This window comes from Bifidobacterium colobi (assembly GCF_018555455.1).
In the GTDB taxonomy this organism is placed as follows: Bacteria; Actinomycetota; Actinomycetes; order Actinomycetales; family Bifidobacteriaceae; genus Bifidobacterium; species Bifidobacterium colobi.
The window spans coordinates 194,874-215,243 of record NZ_JAFEJU010000001.1 but is presented as its reverse complement, the minus strand read 5'-3'; the positions used below and the strand labels follow the sequence as shown (position 1 = coordinate 215,243).

18 protein-coding genes and 1 pseudogene are annotated in these 20,370 nt (G+C 63.0%); 4 read left to right on the top strand and 15 right to left on the bottom strand.

The window, feature by feature from the left end; all coding sequences use genetic code 11:
- Positions 1–33: 33 nt before the first annotated feature.
- The 6 genes and pseudogenes from JS530_RS00945 to kdpA all read right to left on the bottom strand — a co-directional run bounded on the left by JS530_RS00945 (position 34) and on the right by kdpA (position 8,427).
- The gene (locus JS530_RS00945; RefSeq protein WP_214358569.1) at positions 34–747 is read right to left on the bottom strand and encodes a response regulator; all 714 of its coding nucleotides are present in this window, start codon (positions 745–747) and stop codon (positions 34–36) included.
- The gene (locus tag JS530_RS00940; RefSeq protein WP_240541023.1) at positions 744–2,576 is read right to left on the bottom strand and encodes a sensor histidine kinase; all 1,833 of its coding nucleotides are present in this window, start codon (positions 2,574–2,576) and stop codon (positions 744–746) included. Before JS530_RS00940 ends, JS530_RS00945 begins: the two co-directional genes overlap by 4 nt.
- Positions 2,577–2,754: 178 nt before the next feature.
- Positions 2,755–3,672 (bottom strand): annotated as a pseudogene (locus tag JS530_RS10730) (universal stress protein); the annotation flags it as partial.
- Between the two features lie 238 nt (positions 3,673–3,910).
- Complete coding sequence (kdpC, locus tag JS530_RS00930) at positions 3,911–4,543, bottom strand: K(+)-transporting ATPase subunit C (RefSeq protein WP_214358571.1); 633 nt, start codon at positions 4,541–4,543, stop codon at positions 3,911–3,913.
- Between the two features lie 31 nt (positions 4,544–4,574).
- Complete coding sequence (kdpB, locus tag JS530_RS00925; protein ID WP_214358572.1) at positions 4,575–6,749, bottom strand: potassium-transporting ATPase subunit KdpB; 2,175 nt, start codon at positions 6,747–6,749, stop codon at positions 4,575–4,577.
- 1 nt (position 6,750) lies between these two features.
- A complete protein-coding gene (kdpA, locus tag JS530_RS00920) occupies positions 6,751–8,427 on the bottom strand; it encodes a potassium-transporting ATPase subunit KdpA (protein ID WP_214358573.1) in 1,677 nt (558 codons plus the stop codon).
- A 497-nt stretch (positions 8,428–8,924) separates the two neighbouring features.
- Here kdpA and JS530_RS00915 point away from each other — a divergent pair, with 497 nt between their 5' ends.
- The 3 genes from JS530_RS00915 to JS530_RS00905 are packed head-to-tail and all read left to right on the top strand — an operon-like array spanning position 8,925 to position 10,795.
- On the top strand, positions 8,925–9,281 hold the full coding sequence (locus JS530_RS00915; RefSeq protein ID WP_240541022.1) for a response regulator: 357 nt from the start codon (positions 8,925–8,927) through the stop codon (positions 9,279–9,281).
- A 6-nt stretch (positions 9,282–9,287) separates the two neighbouring features.
- Positions 9,288–9,620 (top strand): response regulator transcription factor, encoded by a 333-nt coding sequence (locus JS530_RS00910; RefSeq protein ID WP_214358574.1) that lies wholly within the window; start codon positions 9,288–9,290, stop codon positions 9,618–9,620.
- Positions 9,596–10,795 carry a histidine kinase gene (locus JS530_RS00905; RefSeq protein WP_240541021.1) on the top strand — a complete coding sequence of 400 codons (1,200 nt, stop codon included), beginning with the start codon at positions 9,596–9,598 and terminating at the stop codon, positions 10,793–10,795. Before JS530_RS00910 ends, JS530_RS00905 begins: the two co-directional genes overlap by 25 nt.
- A 26-nt stretch (positions 10,796–10,821) precedes the next feature.
- Here JS530_RS00905 and JS530_RS00900 read toward each other — a convergent pair whose 3' ends face one another.
- From JS530_RS00900 to JS530_RS00865, 9 genes are all read right to left on the bottom strand, one after another.
- Positions 10,822–11,097: a hypothetical protein gene (locus tag JS530_RS00900; protein ID WP_214358575.1), complete on the bottom strand. Its 276-nt coding sequence runs from the start codon at positions 11,095–11,097 to the stop codon at positions 10,822–10,824.
- Positions 11,098–11,312: 215 nt separating this feature from the next.
- Complete coding sequence (locus JS530_RS00895; RefSeq protein ID WP_214375393.1) at positions 11,313–12,437, bottom strand: hypothetical protein; 1,125 nt, start codon at positions 12,435–12,437, stop codon at positions 11,313–11,315.
- A 441-nt stretch (positions 12,438–12,878) separates the two neighbouring features.
- Positions 12,879–13,364, bottom strand: a complete 486-nt coding sequence (locus JS530_RS00890; protein WP_214358577.1) for a hypothetical protein — start codon at positions 13,362–13,364, stop codon at positions 12,879–12,881.
- Positions 13,365–13,501: 137 nt separating this feature from the next.
- The gene (locus JS530_RS00885; protein ID WP_214358578.1) at positions 13,502–14,287 is read right to left on the bottom strand and encodes a hypothetical protein; all 786 of its coding nucleotides are present in this window, start codon (positions 14,285–14,287) and stop codon (positions 13,502–13,504) included.
- Positions 14,284–14,634, bottom strand: a complete 351-nt coding sequence (locus tag JS530_RS10725) for a hypothetical protein (RefSeq protein ID WP_240541020.1) — start codon at positions 14,632–14,634, stop codon at positions 14,284–14,286. Before JS530_RS10725 ends, JS530_RS00885 begins: the two co-directional genes overlap by 4 nt.
- Positions 14,616–15,224: an ATP-binding cassette domain-containing protein gene (locus tag JS530_RS10720; RefSeq protein ID WP_240541019.1), complete on the bottom strand. Its 609-nt coding sequence runs from the start codon at positions 15,222–15,224 to the stop codon at positions 14,616–14,618. The genes JS530_RS10725 and JS530_RS10720 overlap by 19 nt, the downstream gene beginning before the upstream one ends.
- Positions 15,221–15,745, bottom strand: coding sequence for a hypothetical protein (locus JS530_RS00875; RefSeq protein WP_240541018.1), 525 nt, complete (start codon positions 15,743–15,745; stop codon positions 15,221–15,223). The genes JS530_RS10720 and JS530_RS00875 overlap by 4 nt, the downstream gene beginning before the upstream one ends.
- 164 nt (positions 15,746–15,909) lie before the next feature.
- Entirely contained in the window at positions 15,910–16,761 is an 852-nt protein-coding gene (locus JS530_RS00870) for a tyrosine-type recombinase/integrase (RefSeq protein WP_214358579.1), read from the bottom strand.
- A 340-nt stretch (positions 16,762–17,101) separates the two neighbouring features.
- Entirely contained in the window at positions 17,102–17,995 is an 894-nt protein-coding gene (locus JS530_RS00865; protein WP_214358580.1) for a tyrosine-type recombinase/integrase, read from the bottom strand.
- A gap of 443 nt (positions 17,996–18,438) precedes the next feature.
- Here JS530_RS00865 and JS530_RS00860 point away from each other — a divergent pair, with 443 nt between their 5' ends.
- Positions 18,439–20,094, top strand: coding sequence for a C69 family dipeptidase (locus JS530_RS00860; RefSeq protein WP_214375392.1), 1,656 nt, complete (start codon positions 18,439–18,441; stop codon positions 20,092–20,094).
- The last annotated feature ends 276 nt before the right edge of the window (positions 20,095–20,370 follow it).

Below are 20,370 nucleotides of genomic sequence, written 5' to 3'. Positions count from 1 at the left end.
CGGGGTCCAGCGGAGCGCAACCGCACCCGCGTCTCAGGCCTCCGGCCCGCCCTCGATGTCGAGACGGTAGCCCATGCCGGTCTCCGTCCTCAGGTATCTGGGCCGCGCGGGGTCCGGCTCGATCTTCTTGCGCAGCTGCGAAACATACAGTCGCAGATAACCAGTGTCCTTGACGTGCTGCGCCCCCCAGATCGAGGTGAGCAGGTCCTGACGGGTCACGAGCTTGCCGGCATTGCGCACCAGCACTTCGAGCACCTTCCACTCGGTGGGTGTGAGCCGCACGCGAATCTCGCGTCCCGCTCCCCCGCGGAACACGGCGTGCGCGTTGAGGTCCACGGTCACGTCGCCGAACCGCATCAGCGGCGTCTCGCTTTCCGCTGAGTTCTCCTGCGAAACCCGGCGCAGCAGGGCGCGGATGCGGGCCAGCAGCTCGTCGATGGACACGGGCTTGGTCACATAGTCGTCGGCGCCCGCGTCCAACGCCGCCACCTTCTCACGCGCGTCGGTGCGCCCGGACACCACCAGGATCGGCGCCTCGGTCCAGCCGCGCACGCCCTGGATCACGCCCATGCCGTCCATCCTTGGCATGCCGAGATCCAGCACGAACAGGTCGGGATGCTCCTCGACCGCCGCCGTGATGCATTCGACGCCGTCACGCGCGGTGACGATGTCGTAGCCCTGCGAGTGCAGGGTGATCTTCAACGCCTTGAGAAACTGCGGATCGTCGTCCGCCACCAGAATCTTCATCGGCGTGCCTCCTCTCCCGAATCCGTCATCGACGGGCCCATGCCCGTCGTTCTATCACCGGTGCCGGCGTCGACGACATCCATCAAGGCCGGCTCCTCGCCAGACCGCAGGCCGTCTGCGGAAACGCCGTCGTAGCGCTGTTCGTCAACATCCGCGTCCGCAGCGTCCCGCCGCTCGTCGGGTGCGGAATCGGAGCCCGACGCCGACTCCGCACCCGCCCCGGCGTCGCCGTCGGCCGGGGAGCCGGAATCGTCGGCGTCCGCATCCCCCGCATCCTTGCCGCCGCGCATGATGCCGTAGTTGATGAACCGGTCGAGCCCGCGCTCGTCGGACTGCCCACTGCCCGGCAGCGGCAGGATCACATCGGACATGGCCCCCGACACGTTCAGCGTGTCCTTGGCAAGGATGTCGGCCGGATTGGGCCGGTCGCCGGCCGGAATCGGCTGTCCGGCGCGCAGCTTCTGGTCGGCCACGCGCAGGGTGATCACGATGGTCAGGCCGCCGCCCGGCGTGTCCTCGGGACTGATCGAACCGCCCATCGATTCGACGAACCCCTTCGACAGCGCCATGCCCAGACCCAGACCGGTGGTGTTGTCCGTGTCGCCGAGCCGGTGGAACGGCAGGAAGATGTCGTTCTTGCGCGAGTCGGGCACGCCGGGGCCCTGATCGGCCACGCGGATCTCGACCATGCCGTTGAACGAGGAGGCGGACAGCCGTACCCGCTTGGAGGACGGGGTGAACCGCATCGCGTTGACCAGCACGTTCGACAGCGCGCGGCGGAGCAGGGCCGGGTCGGCCACGACCAGCGGCAGGTCGGGGGCGATGTCCAGGTCGATGGACCACGGCCCGATGCCGAGTTCGTCGAACAGCGGGATGATCTCCTCTCCCACGTCCGTGGCCACCAGCGACAGCGGCAGCGCACCCTCGCGGATGCGCGAGACGTCGAGCAGGTCGGTGACGAGTTTGGTGAGCTGCTTCAGACCGTTGGAGGCCACGTTGAGCAGTTCCTTGCGGTCCCGCGCGCTCATCGTGTCGCCCATGCGCTGCAGGCCGGAGACGGCGGCGGTGGCCGAGGCAAGCGGACGGCGCAGGTCATGGCTGACCGCGTTGAGCAGGCCGGTGCGCACCTTCTCGGCGGCGGCGAGCGGGCCGATCTCTCTGGCCTTGCGCTCCAGATCCTTGTGCTCGAGCACGGTCTGGATCTGTGAGAGGATGGCCAGCAGCATGCGCTGGTCCAACGCCTCGACGGGCTTGCCGTACAGCTTGAGTTCCGGCCCGGCGTCCGACATGGCTATGGTCTCCGGCTCCGCGACCGAGGCGGCCACGTCTCCGCCTCCGTCGGTGGCGGAATCCGTCTTCGTACCCGGCTCGCCGTCCGAGATGATGATGTGACCGCCCTGCACGACGCGCACGCAGGAGAAGCCGAACGCCTCGCGGGTGCGGTGCACGATGGCCTGGAGCGGATCGTCGCTGCGCAGCACCGCCCCGGCCACGCTGGCCAGGATCTCCGATTCGGCGCTGGCACGCTGGGCCTGCCGCGCGATGGTGTCGGCGCGGTCCACCACCGCGGAGACGATGATGCCCACGAGCACGTAGAGCACGATGGTCACCATGTCCGAGGCGCGCACCACGTGGAAGGCGCCTATGGGCACCGTGTAGAGCAGGTCCAGCACCAGTCCGGAAAGCACCGCACACACCATGGCGGGCATAAGCCCGCCGATCACGGCGGAGACCACCACCAGCATCTGCAGCACCAGGGCGTCGCGCTGCGCATAGGCGGGCGCGCTGAACCGGTACAGCATCCAGCCGGTGAGCAGCACGGACAGCATGGCGAACGCGAACCCGGCCGCCCTGCGCCTCCACGCGATCGGATGCCTGTTCGAGGAGGGCATCCTGAAGCCCTTGTTTGACGAACGAGTGCGTGACGATATGGACGTCGATGTCCCCGGATTTCTCGATGATGCCGTTGGGCGTGGAGGGCCGGCCCAGCCAACGCGAAAGCGCGTTGCGCCGGGAGACGCCGACGATCACCTGCGTGGCGTTGTTCGCATGCGCATAGTCGAGCAGGGCCTCCGAGATGTCCTCGCCGACGATCTGATGATAGGTGCCGCCCAGCTCCTCGACGAGCTCGCGCTGCTTGATGAGCAGGGCGGGGTTGGAGCCGGCCAGCCCGTCCTCGGGGGTGACGTGCACGGCGATGAGGTCGCCTCCACCGGACGCCCGGGCCACACGGGCCCCGCGCCGCAGCAGCTGCTCGCCTTCGGGCCCGCCGGACAGCGCAACGATCACACGCTCGCGCGTCTCCCATTTGGCGTTGATGTGGTGCTCCTCGCGGTAGGCCTTGAGCGCCTCGTCCACGCGCCCGGCCAGCCAAAGCAGGGCCAGCTCGCGCAGGGCGGTGAGGTTGCCGACGCGGAAGTAGTTGCTCAGGGCCGCATCCACGCGGTCGGGCTTGTAGACGAATCCGGCGGCCAAACGCTCGCGAAGGCCCTCGGGCGGCAGATCTACCAGCTCGACCTGGGAGGCGGAGCGCAGCACCTTGTCCGGCACGGTCTCCTTCTGCGTGCTGCCGGTGATCTCGCGCACCACGTCATTGAGCGATTCGATGTGCTGCACGTTGATGGTGGTGATCACGTCGATGCCGGCATCGAGCAGGTCCAAGACATCCTGCCAGCGCTTCTTGTGCACCGATCCGGGCGCGTTGGTGTGGGCGAGCTCGTCGACGAGCGCCACCTGCGGATGCCGTTCGATGATCTTGAACAGGTCCATCTCCTCGAGCCACATGCCACGGTAGCGCAGCCGGCGCCGCGGCATCATCTCGAGCCCTTCGGCGGCCTTGGCCGTGGCGGCGCGCCCGTGGGTCTCCAACAGGGCGATGACCACGTCCTTGCCGTCCTCCTGCAGGCGATGCCCCTCCCTGAGCATCGCGCACGTCTTGCCCACGCCTGGCGCGGCGCCCAGCAGCACCCTGAACGTTCCTCGTGCCTGTGCCATATCATCAGCCCCTGTATTCCCAGACATTCCAATACGACTGTATACGATAAACGCCGTCAGGGGTGGTGACGCGAATACCCCGCATCACCACCCCTGGCGGCCGGCCGCGGCCCGCCACGGCGATCGACGACAACGCGTCAGCCGAATCGCCGACGGACCGCGTGCCGACTCACCTGAGCTCGTCAAGCGCCAGATTGAGCCGGACCACGTTCACCGTGGGTTCGGCGATGAACCCGAGCCCACGACCGGTGGTGCACTTCCTGACCAGATTCTCGACCTGCTCCTCGCTCAACCCGCGTTCCTTGGCCACGCGCTTGACCTGGATGGCCGCGTATTCGGGGCTGATCTCCGGGTCGAGCCCGGAGGAGGACGCGGTGAGGGCGTCGGCCGGCACGTCCTTGGGGTTCACGCCCTCACGCTTGGCGATGGTCTGGCGCAGCTCCGAGGTGGACTTGATGAAATCGGCGTCGGCGTGGCCCTTGTTGGTGCCGGCGGACGCGGCCGCGTAGTAGCCCTGGCTGTCCTCGTCCTTGTTCGGGTCGGATGCGGCCGACGGGCGGGACTGGAAGTACTGCGGCAGCGCGTCGCCGTTGGCGTCCGTGAAGGACTGGCCGATCAGCGACGAGCCGACGACCTCGCCCTGCGCGTTGGCGATCATCGAGCCGTTGGCCTTGTCGGGCATGCCCAGCTGGCCGATGCCGGTCATCGCGAACGTGTAGACGATCACGATGACGGTGAAGACGATCACCGCCTTGAGCCCGGCCCAGTAGGCGCGCAGGTTCAGCGAAATGGTATTCTTCATGACAATCACTCTTTCCTAGTCGATCCTCGGATCAGAAGCCCGGGATCAGACGGACGAACAGGTCGATGATCCAGATGCCGATGAACGGCGCGATGATGCCGCCCAGACCGTAGACCCTGAGATTGCGGCCCAGGATCTTCTCGCTGGCCTCGGCGCGGTACTTGACACCCTTGAGGGCCAGCGGGATGAGCAGCACGATGATGATCGCGTTGAAGATGATCGCGGAGAGCACGGCGGACAGCGAGCTGTGCAGACCCATGATGTTGAGCAGGCCGAGTCCCGGGAACTTCTCCATGAACATGGCCGGGATGATGGCGAAGTACTTGGCCACGTCGTTGGCGATGGAGAAGGTGGTCAGGGCGCCGCGCGTGATGAGCAGCTGCTTGCCGATGGCCACGATGTCGATGAGCTTGGTCGGATCGGAGTCGAGGTCGACCATGTTGCCGGCCTCCTTGGCCGCCGAGGTGCCGGAGTTCATGGCCACGCCGACATCGGACTGGGCGAGGGCCGGGGCGTCGTTGGTGCCGTCGCCGGTCATGGCGACGAGCTGGCCCTTGGCCTGCTCCTTCTTGATGTAGGCGAGCTTGTCCTCGGGCTTGGCCTCGGCGATGAAGTCGTCCACGCCGGCCTCCTTGGCGATGGCCTTGGCCGTGAGCGGGTTGTCGCCGGTGACCATGACGGTGCGGATGCCCATCTTGCGAAGGTCGGCGAAACGCTCCTTCAGGCCCTTCTTGACGACGTCCTTGAGCTGGACGACGCCGAGCACCTTGGCCTCGCCGTTGGCATACTGCTCGGCGACGACCAGCGGCGTGCCGCCCTGGCCGGAGATGGCGGCCACGCGATCGTGCAGGGCGTCCCTCACCTCGGTGGTCATGGCACCGCCTTCCCTGTCGATCCATGCCTCGACGGCGGAGGTGGCGCCCTTGCGGATACGGTCGCCGTTCGGCAGGTCGAGTCCGGACATACGGGTCTCGGCGGTGAACGGCACGGCCACGGCTCCCGGCACCTCGTCCACGTCGAAGCCGTCGGACTTGGCAAGCGCCACGATCGACTGGCCTTCGGGCGTGGCATCGGCCAGCGAGCTCAACGCGGCCGCCTTGACGATGTCGTCGTGGTCGACGCCGGGCAGGGCGTGGAATTCGGAGGCCTGGCGGTTGCCGTAGGTGATGGTGCCGGTCTTGTCGAGCAGCAGCGTGGTCACGTCGCCGGCCGCCTCGATGGCGCGGCCGGAGGTGGCGAGCACGTTGCGTTGCACCAGACGGTCCATGCCGGCGATGCCGATGGCGGACAGCAGGGCGCCGATGGTGGTCGGGATGAGACAGACGAGCAGGGCGACCAGCACCGTCAGGCTCACGGAGGCGCCCACCGCGGAGGCCTGCGGGTTGATGCACAGCACCACCACGAGGAAGATGATGGTCAGGGAGCTCAGGAGCACGTCCAGGGCGATCTCGTTCGGGGTCTTCTGGCGGTTGGCGCCTTCGACCAAGGCGATCATCTTGTCCACGAAGCTTTCGCCGGGCTTCTGGGTGATGCGCACCACGATGCGGTCGGAGAGCACGCGGGTGCCGCCGGTCACCGAGGAGCGGTCGCCGCCGGATTCGCGGATGACGGGCGCGGATTCGCCGGTGATGGCGGATTCGTCCACGGAGGCGATGCCGGAGATGATGTCGCCGTCGCCGGGGATGAGCTCTCCGGCGGAGACGACGACCACGTCGCCGAGCTTCAGGTCCGAGCTGGGGACCTCCTCGATGTAGGATGGACCCTCGCCGCGCTCGGGGGCGCGCACGTCCGGGTCGTTCTTCTCGTCGTAGCCCTTGACCAGACGGGCGGGCGTGGTGGTGCGAGTCTTGCGCAGCGCGTCGGCCTGCGCCTTGCCGCGGCCCTCGGCCACGGCCTCGGCGAGGTTGGCGAACAGCACGGTGGCCCACAGCACGATGGCCACGATCCAGGTGAAGTAGACCGGCTCGCCGTCGGTGAGGGCGGCGTCGAACAGCTGGCACACGCCCAGCAGGGTCAGGAACGCGGCGCCCACCCACACGATGAACATCACGGGGTTGTGCCACATGTTGCGCGGGTCGAACTTGCGGAACGCATCCGGCAGGCTCTTGCCCAGCATCGCGCCCAACGACTGCTCGTTGGACTTCTTGACGTCGTTCGCGATGGAGGTCGCGCTGTTGTTGACGTCGTTCGCGGTTGCGGAAGTCATATCAAGCCACCAAACCTTCTGCCAACGGTCCCAGAGCAAGCGTCGGGAAGAACGTCAGCGCGGAAATCAGGAAGATAACGAACACCAGCAGGATGACGAACAGACCGTTGTCGGTCTTCATCGTGCCGGCGGTCACCGGCACCTTGTCCTGCTTGGCAAGCGAACCGGCCAGCGCGATCACCAGGGCGATCGGCAGGAAACGGCCGATGAGCACCGCCAATCCCAGCGTGGTGTCGAGCCACGGGGTGTCGGCGGTGAGTCCCGCGAAGGCGGAGCCGTTGTTGTTCGCGGCCGAGGTGAAGGCGTAGACGACCTCGGAGAAGCCGTGGTTGCCACTGTTGTTGAGCGACGTGTCGAAGATCGACTGACGTGCGAACGGCACGGCGAAGCTCAGGGAGACGCCCACCACCACGGTGATCGGCATGACGAGGAAGTACAGCGAGGCCATCTTCATCTCGCGCGGGCCGATCTTCTTGCCGAGGTATTCCGGCGTGCGGCCCACCATGAGGCCGGCGATGAACACGGCCACGACGGCCATCACGAGGATGCCGTACAGGCCCGCGCCCACGCCGCCCGGGCTCACCTCGCCGAGCATCATGTTGAGCATGTAGATCATGCCGCCGAGTGCGGTGTACGAGTCGTGCATCGAATTGACGGCGCCAGTGGAGGTCGAGGTCGAGGTGGTGCCGAACAGGCCGGACCACACGATGCCGAAGCGGGTCTCCTTGCCTTCCATGGAACCACCGGTCAGGGAGGTGATCGGGTCGCTGGCGAAGGATTCGGCGGTCACCACGGCGAAGAAGCTGATGCCGAAGATGATGACCATCGCGCCGAGCAGCGCGTAGCCCTGCCGGATGTCGCCGACCATGCGGCCGAAGGTGCGGGTCAGGGCCACCGGAATGGCGAGCATGAGGAGAATCTCGATGAGGTTGGTCCACATGTTCGGGTTCTCGTACGGGTGCGACGAGTTGGCGTTGAAGAAGCCACCGCCGTTCGTGCCGAGCTCCTTGATGACCTCCTGCGAGGCCACCGGGCCCTGCATGATCTTCTGGGTGCCACCGGCGACGGTGTTCACGTCCACGAACCCGGCGAAGTTCTGCGCCACGCCCAGCGCCATCAGAATGATGCCCATGACGATGGAGATCGGCAGCAGGATGCGCATCGTGCAACGGGTCAGGTCGACCCAGAAGTTGCCGATGGTCTCCGACCTGCGCCATGCGAACCCGCGCACGAGCGCCACGGCCACGGCGATGCCCACGGCCGCGGACACGAAGTTCTGCACGGCGAGGCCGGCGAACTGCACGGTGTAGCCGAGCGTGACGTCCGGCGAATACGACTGCCAGTTGGTGTTGGTCACGAACGAGGCCGCGGTGTTGAACGCGAGCGGGCCCTGGACGTTCGGGAAGCCCAGCGAGAACGGCAGCCACTGCTGCACGCGCTGCAGCAGGTAGAGCACCAGCACGCTCATCAGGGAGAACCCGAGCACACCGCGCAGGTACGCCTTCCAGGTCTGGCCCTTCCTGGAGTCGATGCCGACGACCTTGTAGATCCACTTCTCGAAGAAGAGGTCCCTGTCGGTCGTGAACACGTTGAACATGTAATCGCCAAGCGGCTTGTATATCGCCGCGAGGATGATGGCAATCAGCGCGAATGCCATGATCGCAAATACATATACCATGTGATGAACCTTTGATTCCTAAGATCTCTCAAGTACAGTCCGGTATGGTTCAGAACTTCTCGGGCCGGCACAGGGAATAAATCATGTACGCGATTCCCGCGACACCCAGCATGACACCCAGCACAGTGAAGAACGTCGTCATAGTCTGTCCACCCACTTTCCGAACAGGTCGAACAGGACGAAGATGACCACCGTACTCACAACGTAGGCAACATCCACCCACCAAGGCATGTCTTTCTCCTTATCATCGAACGGACCCGGTGCCGTATTCCGCAGCCCCGCCTTGCCTGTCTCGCGGAGTCATATGCTCCGGAGTGGCCTGCGCGGCTGCCGACAACGTCATCGAGTCATTTCGTTTTCATCGTATGAATTCAGGGCGGGGCGAGGACCGGTTTTTACGGGTTACATATATGCGCGGGAACTTACGGCGGCGATTCCTAACACTTTGCTAACATAAAGGCGTTGCAACCACAACTAGAATCAGCCCAGTGGGTGTCATGGGTGGGAACGAGCCGGAGACGGCGAACGTGATCCGCATCGGCGTGTTGGATAATGATCCGTTCGCGTTGGATGCGATGTGCGCGATGATCGCGGCCATGTCCCGTGATTTGCGCATCGTGTGGAGCACGGGTTCGCCTGCGGTGGCGATCGAGCACTGTCACAACGCGCACACGAGGCCGGACGTGCTCGTATTGGACATGGCGTTGGGCGGCATCACCGGCGCGGACGTGTGCCGGCGCATCCGGCGCAGGACGAGCGAGGTGGGTATCGTGTGCGTCACCTCGTATTCGACGGACGTCTACCGGGCGGAGGCGATCGCGGCCGGCGCGCAGGGACTGCTCGCCAAGGAATAGCTCAGGATGGACATCGTTGACGCCGTGCGGCAAGCGGCGCATGGCATGCCGACCGCCGCTCAGTCCGAAGCGGGATTCCGTGACGCGGTTTCGGCGCATGCGCTGCCGTCCGGCACGGTGCCGGCGAGGATGTCCGAGGACATGAAGGACTCGTTGTCCGCGCGTGAGAAGGACATCCTGCGCCTGTACGCGCAGCGGCTCACCACCGACGAGATCGCGGCCCGTCTGGGCATCGCCAAGGGCAGCGTGTTCACGTACGTGCATCGCGCGGCCGACAAGCTCGGCGTGACCAGTCGCAAGGAGGTGCTGGAGACATGCGCCAGATACGATCTGCTGTAGGCCGGCTTGCCGGGCGACTCGGCCCGGGCAACGACCATCCGGTCATCTCGACGACCTGCTTGCTGCTGGCCGCGGCCCTCATCGCGGAATACACGGCTCGGACTGCGACGGATGCCTCCTCAACGGTGAGCGTGCAGCATCTTGCGCTGGTCCTGGTGATGCTCATCGGTCTGATCGGCGGCATGTTCCGCCCGCAATGGTTCCTCTGGATGGTACTCGTGGGCGGAGAAATACTGCTGGTGATGACACTCATGATCACTCCACTGGCCATCAGCATTATCTGTACGGGCTTCCTTGCCTATCTCAACATACGGTCTGGCGTAATAGCCACCGGCATGCTGCTCGTGTTGCTGGTCGCTCCCGCACCACCTAGTAGCAGCCGTCTGCTGGTATCTACGTTGATGCATATCGCGCTCTATTGCTTCCCGCTAGTGACCGGACTGTTACTGCACATGATGCGGCAGCGCGATAATGACTCGTATCTGCTGCGTCGCCAGCAGGAACACGAGGACACGGCCCGCAATTTGCATGACACCATCAGCAACGATCTCGCCTATCTCATCCTACGCATCGACCACGCCGAAACCGAAGACATGCCCGCCGACGAGCACACGTATCGGCGGCAGCTTCAGGACCTGCGCGACGCGGCCGATCGCGCCATGACCCACACTCACGAGGTCATCGACTCGCTTGAGGAACATCCGGAGCAACATCCGCAGTCAGAACCGTCGGAACCGCGAAGCACGGCAACATTCCCGCTGGCAACGACCGCAGATCACGCCACCGTGCAACAGGCGGAACTGCAATCCCTGATCGACGACGAGGAGACGAAACTCGAATCGCTCGGCTTCACCGGCGACAACCTGCTCGGTGAACTCCGTCGTCCGCTCTCCCCGGGCATGATGCGACTGCTCACAGGATTGCTGACGGAACTCTACGCGAACATCGCCAAGCACGCTGACCCGGCCGAATGGTACGCCGTCTCCATCAGCTTCGACACTGAAGAGCTCCACATCTCCGTCAGCGACACCATCACTGAACATGACGGGAAACTTGGATTGGGCAGTGGCCTCGACCGTTACCGCGCCATCATCGAAAAAGCCGGCGGCAGCTTCACCATCCACACGGAACAGCGGCACTGGCAACTGGATGCCACCATCCCAAACAAGCCGTGAACCATCGGCAGGTTCAGCAGCTTGAACTACAGGAGCGCGATCACCAGAGCGGTAGCCGCCAAACTTGCAGCTACGCCAATCCCTATGGCAAGAAGCGGTTTTTGCTGAGCGTTGCTTTTCACAGCGGCAAGCAACGCCATGACCAGCAGCAACACTTCGACGGCTCGGCAGAGCAGGCTCAAGGCGCCTCCCGGGATCGCAAACGTAAGAGCCTGCAATGCTATGGATGCGCACAGCAGGATCACGACCAATCGTCTGGCGTTGACGTCTTGTACCGACGTGTTAGGAGTGGGCTTTCCCACTGCGATCACTTCCCTTCGTTGGGACTCGGTTCTCTTGCGATTTCCATTCAATCAGGGAACGGCCGACCGCACAACATGCCGTCAAGCGATCACATAACAGGAATCATCGGCCGAGATCCGCACCTGATCAAGCCTGCCGATAGGTGAACATGCATCGCTCTCAATATCGAGCTAGTGCAAATCGGACATACGGAGATGTCGTTGTTCGTTCGCGGTTATGGTGCCGCCGGTGTGATGAGTATGCTGTCGCTGCTGCGGTTGGTCGGAATAAGCGCGGGTGTGGTCGACACCTTGCCGGTAGTCGTGTCGGCATCCGCGATGATGCCGACTTGCTTCACTCCACGTGCCGGGACCTTCACGGCCGGGTTCAAGGACTCTCGGACCAGCATGACGATCCGCGTGTCCACGACGATGGCCTGCGAAACATACGGCGATGACCCCGTAGTCATGGAGATGCACTGATTACCGATGCCGAACGGCTGCTTGATGACGGGGCAGATTTGCCGTGTTCCTACGGCCCATGGCTTTCCCGCAACGATCACAAGCGTCTGGAAGTCCGAGGAGATCGTGGTGCTGTCCGTCCGTTCCAAGGTGTTCGCATCGAACATGTCGATTTGCCGGGGAGTCCCGTTCATGTCCGTGCCGGCCACCAGCACGTGATTGTTCCATACGACCGGCCGCAAGTACAGCAGAGCGTCGTCGGTCACCTGTGCCTTGACTGAACGGTCGGATAACCCGTAGCGGATGATCTTGCCCTGGTATCGGTTGGAACTCAACGTGAGCTCATGACCGGTGATGAACAGGTGCTGCCCGTCGGAGGCCTGGCCTTCGGTGTAGATCTTCAGTTTTTTCCGCTCGGTGACTTTGCCCGCACCGTCCTGGACGACCAGCAGGTTGAGGTACGAGTCGTCTTCCGGAGAATCGTTGCCGTTCATCACCGCCACGACCCCGCCGCCATACGGTCCGATGGACATGACACCGGAATAGTTCGGATTATCCAATAGATGGAACGATCGCATCACGCCATCCTTGTCGATGATGAGATGCATGTTCGAGCGTTGGCCGCCGGCGATGAATTCGCCGTTCTCATACGAGTATACGGACACATCCTGCAATTCGGGGACCCGTTCATCCGCAATGATGCCGCCCCTGCGGTCAATGGTCAGCACGCCGCCCTTGTTCGATTCCAGCATGGCCGAATAGATGATCCGATAGGCTGCCGGCTCGTTCGAGCGCTCATAATGCGGGACGAGATACCAGACGATGAGCGAGGCGGCCGCTATGACCGCCGCCGATACCGCGGCGACTATGGCAATCGCCGTCTTGTGACAGTGTCGCATCTTCCTCGTTGTGCCTTTCCTATGTTTTCCAAATCGATCATCGATCCGAACCGATACCGTCAGCATACGAACGATTCCACGTCCGCTTGCCACGCTGTCATCACTCACAGGACAGGCACGCAAACCGGCTATACAGGATAAGGAACCCCCAACTTACGGAACCTGACTATATGTGATGTCCCTGCTCACAGGCTTTATCCGCCCGATCCTTCCTTCTTTTTGCGAGAAGTATTCGGGCGACCCGGACCGATAGGATTGCCAGAACGAGTGGGACGACCACCTATTTAGGGAATTGCATCGAGTTGAAGACCAATGTCACTGCAAGGATCAATGCGTACGCTACAAGCTCCCACACTTTTACAAGCAAATGGTGGAATCCAGCCGAGGAGCTCGCGAAGTCCGCTGTAATCTGTTTCATTCCAGTTGCGTCCTTCTGCTGATTCATGGCTTCTCCAGTGTCTTTCGGTACTGGGCTTTGGCGACGATCGAAACCACCACATACAACATGCAGGCCAATGCCAAGCCCCATGCCAGATACTGCAGCGGCTCGACGCCGAATACCGAGGCGATGGTGAACATGTTGATGCACAGGTTGATGCAGATGATGAATGTTATCTTCGCGGCGATAGCGTCGGATCTATCGGCGAGTAGCCGGTCATGAGTATCCGGCTCCAGCCGTTCGGCCACCTTGCCGCGATAGGCGAATCCTTTCGCGGCAAGCGAGCCGGCACCCAGCAGGAGAAACGTGATCGCCTGTGATCCGGAACTCCAGAACCATTCCGTAGTCCATCCGTACCGGATAAGACCGCATACGGCCAGCACAACGGAATACAACGCGCAGGTTCCGGCCGCAGCGGACAAACGCCATCGTCCCTCGCTCCCGCACAAACGCCTATTACTGGAGCCGTGTGAAGTACCATCGGTCATGATCATCCTCCTCTTCGAGGGCCGGCACTTTCCGATAATCCTTATTCAATCCGAGAACGGCCGACAGCACAACATCATGTCAAGCGATCGCATGACAGGAATCTCCGTAGACATAGGCGGATTCCTTCTGCATGGTTTTAGACGTCCCTTTGCGTCTGGGCCGCGCATGCGGCGATGACCGCAATGATGACGTATGCCAATACGATCAGCCCGCTCAACGTCGGATTCATGCCGGGAGACTGTTCCAGTATGGCGGTGCCGGCGATGGAAGGCAGCCACTCGTGCAATGTCTGAGGGTTCGGCAGGTTCGCTGCGATGATGGGCAGCAGATAGTACAAGGCGATGTAGGCGATCGCGCCCTTGCCAATCGAATTGAAGGCCACGCACAGTGAGGCGGCGACAAGCATGCGCCCTGTAAGTATCAGCGCCACGGGGAGGCAGAGGAGCAACGATGCGGACAGCGGAGCGGGCCATGCCTGCGCCGGTACAACGGAGCCGAGGATGAGACGGGAAGCACCGGTCGCGGCAAGCCCTCCGACTATAGATGCAAGGAAACCGGCGACGACGATGTCGGCACACAGGGTCAGAAACAGTCGCGTCCGTTTCGGTTCGCTCAGGAACAATGGCATGGCTGTGGCCGTGTTGATCAGGACGCGGACGGATAGCAGCGCCGCGATGATCGCCACGGGTTCGCTCATGGGCATGACCGCCCCGGCGATGCTTGGCCCCAATCCCGTGAGCGTGGCAAGGCCATCGAGTCTGGAATCGGAGGAGAACATGAGCCGGACGGAGGCGCTGGCCAGTGCGGCGAACGCGGTGAACGCCACCGGCAGTCCGGTCCATGCCATGAGCGGCGCAGGGCGGCATACCACGTAACGCATGAGCAGTATCATGCGTCGCAAACACTGTCCGCACCCGTTCATGATGTGCCTTCCTTTTCCGAAGACCGGCGAATCACGCCAATCATCACATCGCGCAGCGTCGGCTCGACGTGGTCGAGTCGAACCAGTGGAACGTCGCGTCTGGCCGAGACGGAGAACACGTCGGCCGCATCCATCCGTCGGGCCAAATACAGGCCATTCTCCAAGGAGCGAACGTCGGCTCCCATCGCGGTCAGATCATCCAGCACCAGGGCTTTTCCGGTTTCGTTCACATCGGGAGCGAACCGGAATACGGTTCCCGACTCGCCACCACCATTGGCAATGACCTGTTCGAGCGGACCGTAGGCCATCTGCCTGCCGTGCATGATGATCAGCACGTGAGTGGCCATGCGTTGCAGTTCGTCGATCTCATGGGCGGCCAGAATAACAGTCCTGCCGGCAGAGCCCATCGTTGCAGCAAATCGTGCAGCCAGAGCCTGCCGGCGATGTCCAGTCCGTTGAACGGCTCGTCCAACACGATGATCGGCGCGTCGGCGAGCATCGCCCCAGCCACTCCCAACCGTTGGCGCATGCCCGTGGAATACCCCTTGATCCGAGCCTTCGGCCAGCGATCCAATCCGCAATCACGCATCACGTGACGCACACGACGACGCACGTCGGGCAATCCCATCATGCCGGCCATGAACGTCAGATACTCGCCGCCCGTCATCGACTCGTCACCCAGACGTCCACCCAGAAACACGCCCACATGCAATCCGGGCTGTTCCAACAGCCGGTACGGGCATCCCATAATCAACGCTCGGCCCTGACTGGAAGCGGACAGGCCGAGCACCATGCGCAGCGTGGTGGACTTGCCCGCACCATTCGACCCGGCCACCGCCAGCACCTGACCCGGCCAAGCCTCGAAATCGATCGGACCTACCGTCGGACCGGACGCATACCGTTTGACCAAACCACGGGCCTCGACCGCGGCGTTCATGAGAAAACCTCGTCGTGACGAACCGTCGGCTCCGAATCTTGCACATCCGCCTCGTCGTCGGCCATCCCATCGTCGTCAACGATATCCGGTTCCGCCGGCTTCTCCTCCAAACGGACGACTCCCTTACGCTGGTCCATCACCTCATGCACCAGATAAACCACGAACGGCACATACAACAGACTACACACCATCGTCACGATCATCCACGCGAACTGGCGACGAGCCCACTGCCGATACGCCGACACCAGCCAAGCCGCCGAGCACGACCACTGGAACACCGTCACCTGCACGGCGGCGGGCGGCGCGGACGGCACTCCAGCCAACAGGTTCGAGAACACCTCCCGCGCATACCCGCCATACGAAGGCAACGCCACGACCTCCGCGACTCCCAGCCATGCGATCAGCACGCCGGCCAACACCAGATACCACCAATGCAACGTCGCCCGCCGGCCACTGGCGATACGCCACTTGACGCCCTCGAACCAGACCGAAAGCCTGACCGATACCGTGCGACCATCCATGACGAATCCCCTTCGACAATCATTGTGATAAGTCGATATATAGCGCCGTCACGTAAGCCGGACAACATGCTGTCATGCAATCGCATGACAGCCATAGTCTCATCGTCCGTCAGTCTGCGTTTCTACGCTTGTGATCTTGCGGCATAACTGCCAGCGAAGGTTCTTTATCCGTCGCCAGTTCCGCGCGCCTCGTATCCGCGGGCCTGCTCGATGACGGTGCGCAGCATGCGGCCGCTGACGGTGATGTAGCCCTGCGTGGTGGCGAGGCTTTCATGGCCGAGCAGTTCCTTGATGGCCATGACGTTGCCGTTGGAGGTGATGTACGCGGCCGTGGCGAACCTGCGGCGCAGGGAGTGGGGCGGATACCCGGTGGCGTCCTTGACGAGGCGGTATACGGTGTCGCCGCAGATGTGGTCGCAGCCCTTCTCGCCGGGGAACAGCCAGCCCGGTCCGCGGCGGCGGATTTCCCGAGCGAGTTCGTCACTTAGCGGCACGATGCGGTCCTTGCCTCCTTTGCCGTGGACGATCAGGCTCCAGCCGAGTTCGTCGTCGATCAGGTCGTCTCCGCGCACTTGGGCGATTTCAGCTCGGCGCAGGCCGGCGTCGGCGGCGAGCATGATGATCAGCCGGGTGCGCGGGTCGCTGCTGTCGCGGCCGATGAGGACGGCCTGTTCTGGTGCGGCTCGCTTCTTGCGCTGTTCGCGTTTGATGGTCGGCATGCCCTCCACGGGGTTGTCGAGGCGCTTCCCGTTGCGCTGCGCCCAGCTGTAGAACATGGAGAACATGCATCGGTCGCCGCGTTTGGCCGCATTGCCCAGTCCCTTGCGGCCGAGCCATTTGCGGATGTCGCTGGCCGTGACCTCGCCGGGATGCTTGCCGGTATGCCGGGCGAACGCGCCGATCTGGTAGCGGCGCAGGTTGATGGTATTCTCGCTCAGGCTGCGCAGCCGCATGTCCGCGGACCATTCGTCGACCCAGTCGTTCCACGGTTCGGGCATCATGTTCTTCTTGCTCATGTTCTCTCATTTTGCTTTCCGATACGCCGGCACGGCCAGGGAGAGACGTGTGGGTATCTGGTCGTCGCCGACGCTGCGGCGCGTGTGGTGGTTCGTCCTTGAAGCGGGCCGGCCATTGCTGACCATACTCGTCCCTTTCCGTCAAGCCCGAAGCACAAGACGGTAGCGCAGAACCGCGTTTATGACAACGTTAACAGCCATTCCATCTGCACACCTGCACGGGAAGTTCAGACTGCGTTTACCGTTCATTTACAATATCTGTAAATCTAATCGTTTAATGAAATGTTGGTCCCTCCAGGTCTCTTTCAATAACTTGGAGAGACCGTTTGCGCTTACGTTGTCATTCCGTCGCCGGCATCATTCCGCCACTGGTGGACACGACCTGTCCGACGTTCATGCCCTCACCGTACTGCTTGACGGAGTTGACCACGGAACGCAGGTTGAGCGGGGTGACGGTCACGTACGCCTGCGTGGTGGCAAGACTTTCGTGGCCGAGCAGTTCCTGCACGGCGCGGATGTCGCCGCCGGAGCTGATGTACGCGGCGGTCGCGAACCGGTGGCGCAGCGTGTGCGGCGAACAGCCGGTCGCGTGCTGTATCCTGCGGTACACGGTGTCGCCGCACACCGGCCCCTTGCCGCTGACGTGCGGGAACAGCCAGCCCTTGGGCGAGGCGAGGATCGCGTCGGCCAGCTCGTCGGTCAGCGGCACGATCCTGTCCTTCGCGCCCTTGCCGTGCACGATCAGGCTGCGCCCGGACAGATCCTCGGTCACGTCCTCGCGGCGCACGATCGCGATCTCCGCGCGGCGCAGACCGGCCTCGGCGGCGAGCATGACCATGAGCCGGGTCTGCCGGTCGGCGTCATGCAGCCCCTGGCCGACGGCGGTCTCCGGGGCCGGCACCTTGTGACGGGTCTCGCGCTTGATGGACGGCAGATCCTCGGCCGGATTGTCGGCGCGCAGGCCGGCCTTCTTGGCCCAGCCGAAGAAGTTGCGCACCGCGTTCATCGTCGAGCGGCGGGCCGCGTTCGACGGCGGGCGCACGATGTACGACTTGAGATCCGCCTGGACGATCTGCCACGGCGGCTTGTTCGTCAGCCTGGCAAGATCGGTGATCTTGTACCAGTAATATCCGATGCTCCGCTCGCTCAGATTGCGGAAGCGCATGTCCGCGACCCACTGGTCGAGCCACGGTATCCAACTGTCCGGCGGCTGCCGGCGATCCTTGAACTCCATGATCGCGTTCTCCCTTTTGCGACCCCGGCAAACCGCGCCGGACGCGGGGAACGGCACCATGCCGGACCGCCCGGAGAAGGCGCCACGGCAGCCCCTCGTCCAATCCGCTTAAATAAAAGCTTAAAAGGACGGGCGTGTCGCCTACGGCCGCATGGGCTTTCAAGGGACCGGTCAGTCCCGCTGAAACCCCAACGGTTCCAAGTGCTGTACACTGGTCTCACAACATAAGAAAGCCCCTATCGAATGACCGGAATCCGATTCGTTTAATTCGTGGGTTGTGGGTTCGAATCCCACGGGGGGGCACGGATAAACCCTTGGAATCTCAGTGGTTCCAAGGGTTTTTGCGTTCTTGGTGTCCACTGTTCGAGCAACAGCAGACAACATGAGCGGCGCTGGCGCCATCTTCACGGGGCACGCACGCGCAGCGGGTACAGTGGTGCACCATGTCATGCACTACGATTCTCATCGGTAAGAATGCAAGCTACGACGGCTCGACCATCATCGCCCGCGACGATGATTCCGGTTCCGGTCGTTATGATCCCAAGCGTTTGATCGCAGTCGCTCCGGAAGACCAGCCGCATCACTATGTGAGCGTGCTGAGCCATGTGTCCATCGATTTGCCGGACAATCCCTGCCGTTACACCATCGCTCCCAACGTGCTCAATAATCGCGGCGTGCTGGCGGAAGCCGGTGCGAACGAGCACAATGTGGCGATGAGCGCCACCGAAACCATCGCCGTGAACGAACGTGTGCTTGCCGCCGATCCAATGGTCGAGCTCAAGCCCGCGCACGGTGAGCCGGGCGACGCCGACTATCAGGCCGAGCAACCAGGCGGCATCGGCGAGGAAGACATCATCACTCTGGTGCTGCCCTATGTGAAAACCGCGCGCGAGGGTGTTCGCCGTCTCGGCAAACTACTGGAAACCTACGGTACCTACGAGTCGAACGGCGTGATCATCTCGGATGCCGACGAGATCTGGTATATCGAAACCATTGGCGGCCACCATTGGATCGCCCGACGTGTGCCGGACGATTGCTATGCCACAATCCCGAATCAGCTGGGCATCGATGATTTCAGCTTTGCCGATGCCTTTGGTCGCAAGCGTGAGTACATGTGCAGCGCCGACCTGCGCGAATTCATTGCCGAGCATCATCTTGACCGTACGATGGGTGCGCAGGCATCCAGTGGCGGCCGTCACGCGCACGGTTCCGGCACTGGTTCGCATGCGCGTCGTTCAGCCGCTACTGTATCGAGCGTCGACGCCGCAGTCGCAGACCGTGCCGCGCGCATTGCAGCCCGAGCCGCCGCGCTGCCGAATCGATTCAACCCGCGCAAGGTATTCGGTGACACCACGCCAAAGGATCATATCTACAACACGCCGCGCGCATGGTACATGCAGCGTTATCTGAATCCAAGTGAGGACTGGGATTCGCCGGCGGCGCAGTACACGCCGGAATCCGACGATATTCCGTGGTGCCGTGTGCCGGAAAACAAAGTGAGCTTGGAGGATGTGGACTTCCTGCTGTCCAGCCACTTCGAGGGCACGCCGTACGACCCGTATGGAACCAAGGGCACGCCGGAATCGCGTCATCGTTACCGTCCAATCGGTGTGAACCGCACCGGCCACATGGTGGCCATTCAACTGCGCCCGTATGAGCCGGCAGCCAATCGTGCGGTGATGTGGGTGTCATTCGGCTCCGGCCCGTTCACCACCATTGCACCGTTCTACGCGAACGTGCGCGATACGCCGGATTACCTGCGCGACACCACGCCGGAAGTCTCCACCGATAATCTCTACTGGACGAACCGACTGATCGCTGTGGTGGCGGATGCGCATTGGTTCGAGACGCACAATGCCATCGCCGGCTATGCGGAAGGCGTGCGCGCGTTCGGACATCGTCTGGTGGAACAGACCGACATCGCGTTGGATGAAGCCGAAGCATCCAACGCCGCAGTACAGTCTGCACTCGAGAAGGCCAACCAGCAGATGGCCGACTATCTGCGTGAGCACACCACCAAGTTGCTCCACAATGTGGTTTACACGGCAAGCAATCTCATGCACAACAGCTTCGCCATGTCCGACCGCTGGGCCGACTAAGGGTGATTGGAGCTGGGCGGCTGCTTAGCGGGGCGTTTCGCTGAGAAAGTGGTTGATTTGCCCCGCTGGAAGGCCGTTAGCGGGGCAAATTCTTGGTTGAGTCGATGTTTTGACTCGCAGAGAAGCTGTCAGCGAGACAAACTCTCGGTCAAGTGGTTGATTTGCTGCGCTGGGAGGCCATCAGTGAGGCAAAACCTCGGATGGATATTGGAACTACCCCGTTGAGGCCTCCTCAGCAGGGCGCAATCTCGACTGAGGCGACGGTTTGCCCCGCGC